Raw genomic sequence first — 3,381 nt, forward strand, 5'->3', positions numbered from 1 at the left:
CTTAAAATGGTCTTTGCCTGCTTTTCTTTTGCATATTCCATTAATAATCCACTATACGACTCTACTACCACATTAGGAAGTGATTTTGTTACTTCTTTCAGCAAAGCTACTCGCTCTTCCCCTGTAAATAAAGGACTTTTTGAAGAGTTATTTAAAACAACCACATAAATCGTATCAAATACATTTGCGCCTCGTTTAATAATATCAAAATGTCCATTTGTAACTGGATCAAAGCTTCCTGGACAAACAGCTATACTGCCCATACGTATCCCCTTTCTACATCTAACAGCTCATTGATTTAGTCAACTGATTCTTCTTTTTTGTATGTATAAATAGAAACACCAATGATACCGTACGTTTCGCTTTTTATTTTTTCAAATAAACCAATCTCATCATCTAACTGTACATCATGAGAATGCTCCGCTACAATAATTCCTGTTTTTGCTAGAAGATTTTCTTCACTTACCGTTTCGATAAGCGCTTTCAACTTTTGTGCTTTATACGGTGGATCAAGCAAAAGTAAATCGACCGTCAGCTCCCTTTTCTTTATCGCTTTCAGTGCACGTTCTGCATCATTTCGATACACTTCAGCGCGGTCTTCTAACCGGCAAGATGCTAAGTTTGCTTTAATCGTCTGAATCGCTTTGCCATCCCGATCCACAAAAATGACTTTATCTATTCCTCGGCTTAGAGCTTCAATTCCCAAGCCACCGCTTCCACCGAACAAATCAAGAGCTGTTCCACCTTCAAAAAACGGTCCAATCATATTAAAAATAGCTTCTTTCACCTTATCTGTTGTAGGGCGGGTTGAGTATCCTGGAACCGCCTTTAACGCATGGCCTTTATATAAACCTGCTACTACTCTCATCCTTATCACTACCTTACTTTTACTTCCTTATTCTTCATTATCCTAACATATTTTGAATTACAAAGACTAGCAAAAATCCTCAATTTATTCAATGCTGTATACATTCTATGCAGTAACCATCAGCTTGCTTTTATGCTGGACTTTTACGGCCGTGTCCTTAGATACACTGATTCTTTTCTAAAAGATACACCTATGAAGATCATTCGGCATTTCGTTCATAGAAGAATTCCTTTACTTTAATATGTCATAACAAACGTAAATTTACCCTTTTTCTCTGTTATGTTATCAGTCTTTTATGTATTAAAAAGTGAATTTCACAAGACAGGTATATGAACGTTTAAAACGGACATACTGACTAGTAACAACATCATCTAACCGATGTTGTTGCCAACCGCGGAGAAGACTTACGTTTCCCCATAAGTTCTTCCTCCGGTTTCTCCTCTCCCTTTGCCTTCATCAAGGTGCTTGTAATCGCAGAGGTGATTACACCCCTTTATTGAAGGGCCCTACAATGAGTAGTTGTAGGGATTTTTTTATTTACTCTTAAAATATTCAGTGATACATTAAACTACGTGAGTTTGCTTTTTTAATACATAAAGGGGGAAATACATATGATTCAGCGTTTTATTGAGCTCGGAGAAGGGTATTCAGATATTTATGAGCTGTTAGAGATTGTCAAAAGCAACAAACACCGTCTTGCTCATCTTATTATGCTGCGAACAGTAAAAGAAGATCGACAAGTAGCTTCTTTTGTCGCTGTCTTGCATCCAACAGCTGAAGGGAATTTCCAACCGCTTTACGTTTGCCGAGAAGGAATTGTTTTAAAACAAAACGACAGCAAGCGCGTTGAGTTATTTAAACGAGCTGCTGAGGAAGCGGGAAAAGAAATTGTGGTACTCGATGTCAAACCATCTACTACATTTCCAGAAACAGCACTCTACTATCAGCACCTTATTGGCATTTTGCGAATGAACCGCTTTATTCCGCCAATGCAATAATCTCATCCCTGCCTATTCGTTTACTAAGGGCAAGTAAAATAAAAAAAAGGAATGTAAATAACATTCCTTTTTTGTTTAAATTCCTATCTTATAGTCATATTCCTTCGCCTTATCCGGCTTTGAATTTTCGAATTCTGTTTTTAAAAACGGCCGATAAGAAGGATCTACTTTCTTCACAAAAGGTAGAGACTGAAGTTTATGGATTGTTTTTTCAATGCCATCTTGGTTGCAATATAAGACAACATACTTTAATTCTTTAGATACGTAATGTACATTTCCGTACTTTCGCAATGCTTTTGCTTGCTTAACAGAATGCACATACGCCACAATTCCTTGACGTTCAACAAACATATTTAGTTCCCCTTTTGCATACGTTATATTGGTTTTCTTTATCATAAATTCTTTTATATGAAGTAGGTGCTTTATGTATGAATTTAGATGATATCTGGATGCTCTTTCTTACTCATTTTAACGAGCAGAGAGCTATTGAACAAGTCATTTTCAAAAAAATCACAAATATACCCTTTTTGTATATAAACACATCAATTAAGCGTAGAAAAATAGATGAGCTTCTAGAAGCTTCATCTATTTTTGCTACATCCAATACAAATGCTACGTGGCGCTCAACTTTTGTCAGAAGTCAGCATCTTACTTATGTTTATCAGCATAGGTTTTACGTTCCACAGCGTAAAATGGCCTGCTGCGGAAATTCCTGTGCTGATTGCGTTCGATTTATACAGTGAACGGCTTATGCGCTGCACCCACAGCTTCCACCAGATCCGCAGCCACCGCCGCAGCTGCTTCCCGTATCAAAAAACGGATTTCCCGTTGGTACTTTCACATGCTCTGAAACAGCTTGACCAAGGATAACGCTAATTTCATCAAGCAGCTTTTGTAATTCACTTTCTGCTTTTTTGAACGCAGCGATTGTCGCGTGTAAATCAACTTGACGCTTTACATCACGTACTTGTCTCGTAATGGTTTTATAATCAGGATGATATTTTCCAAATCGCTGAACATCCTCATACTGTTCCTTTATTTTCACAAATTCAGCAATTAATGCCTGTGCATGTGAATCTTTATTTAATCTATATAAACATTGACGATAGTTCTCGGCTACGTCTGATTGTAGCACCATGTTCGCTACGTGATCAGACTCATCGAGTAATTCAACAGTTCTCATTGTTGTCAGCATGGCTGTGCACCTCCGTTTTTATCTTATCACGTTTTGGATCTAAAGAAAAAGAACTTGCTAAAACAGCTTACACTGATTTACTACAAGTTCTACTTTTTAACTATATAATTTCAACCGTAAAGGTATTCCTCACTTGATAACTTTCTTCTTTAGATTTCATCAGTTCAATCGTAACAGTATGAGATCCTTTTGGAAGATCACTTAAAACAAAGGCTGCTTGCTTCATTTCTTTAAATGGTTTTCCATCTACTGTAATTTGCAGGAATCCACTCTCTGTTGAAAATGAAAACCGGCTTAGAATACATTCGACGTATACATTC

General features: G+C 37.1%; 6 protein-coding genes and 1 pseudogene. 2 read left to right on the forward strand and 5 right to left on the reverse strand.

From position 1 onward, the window contains the following. Nucleotides 1-263 (reverse strand): pantetheine-phosphate adenylyltransferase (gene coaD / locus AC1DRF_RS20155; protein ID WP_477741512.1); only part of this gene is annotated, 263 nt, incomplete at its 3' end. Between the two features lie 35 nt (nucleotides 264-298). Beyond that, nucleotides 299-868 (reverse strand): 16S rRNA (guanine(966)-N(2))-methyltransferase RsmD, encoded by a 570-nt coding sequence (gene rsmD, locus AC1DRF_RS20160; RefSeq protein WP_034649113.1) that lies wholly within the window; start codon nucleotides 866-868, stop codon nucleotides 299-301. Between the two features lie 611 nt (nucleotides 869-1,479). On the opposite strand from rsmD, the gene AC1DRF_RS20165 reads away from it, so the two are divergent. Next, nucleotides 1,480-1,866, forward strand: a complete 387-nt coding sequence (locus AC1DRF_RS20165) for a DUF7147 family protein (protein ID WP_013084871.1) — start codon at nucleotides 1,480-1,482, stop codon at nucleotides 1,864-1,866. 75 nt (nucleotides 1,867-1,941) lie between these two features. Here AC1DRF_RS20165 and AC1DRF_RS20170 read toward each other — a convergent pair whose 3' ends face one another. Beyond that, nucleotides 1,942-2,217, reverse strand: a complete 276-nt coding sequence (locus tag AC1DRF_RS20170) for a YlbG family protein (RefSeq protein WP_013058985.1) — start codon at nucleotides 2,215-2,217, stop codon at nucleotides 1,942-1,944. 77 nt (nucleotides 2,218-2,294) lie between these two features. Between AC1DRF_RS20170 and AC1DRF_RS20175 the strand changes: the two genes are divergently transcribed. Next, a complete protein-coding gene (locus AC1DRF_RS20175) occupies nucleotides 2,295-2,609 on the forward strand; it encodes a hypothetical protein (RefSeq protein ID WP_016765456.1) in 315 nt (104 codons plus the stop codon). A 5-nt stretch (nucleotides 2,610-2,614) separates the two neighbouring features. Here AC1DRF_RS20175 and AC1DRF_RS20180 read toward each other — a convergent pair whose 3' ends face one another. Beyond that, the gene (locus AC1DRF_RS20180) at nucleotides 2,615-3,061 is read right to left on the reverse strand and encodes a YlbF/YmcA family competence regulator (RefSeq protein WP_016765457.1); all 447 of its coding nucleotides are present in this window, start codon (nucleotides 3,059-3,061) and stop codon (nucleotides 2,615-2,617) included. Nucleotides 3,062-3,161: 100 nt separating this feature from the next. Beyond that, nucleotides 3,162-3,381: pseudogene (locus AC1DRF_RS20185) on the reverse strand (hypothetical protein); the annotation flags it as partial.

The sequence above is a fragment of the Priestia sp. P5_B4 genome (genome assembly GCF_056400385.1).

Coding starts and splice junctions, on each gene's coding strand:
- AC1DRF_RS20180 (WP_016765457.1), bottom strand. CDS start 3,061: ATGCTGACAACAATGAGAACTGTTGAATTACTCGATGAGTCTGATCAC.
- AC1DRF_RS20165 (WP_013084871.1), top strand. CDS start 1,480: ATGATTCAGCGTTTTATTGAGCTCGGAGAAGGGTATTCAGATATTTAT.
- AC1DRF_RS20175 (WP_016765456.1), top strand. CDS start 2,295: ATGAATTTAGATGATATCTGGATGCTCTTTCTTACTCATTTTAACGAG.
- rsmD (WP_034649113.1), bottom strand. CDS start 868: ATGAGAGTAGTAGCAGGTTTATATAAAGGCCATGCGTTAAAGGCGGTT.
- AC1DRF_RS20170 (WP_013058985.1), bottom strand. CDS start 2,217: ATGTTTGTTGAACGTCAAGGAATTGTGGCGTATGTGCATTCTGTTAAG.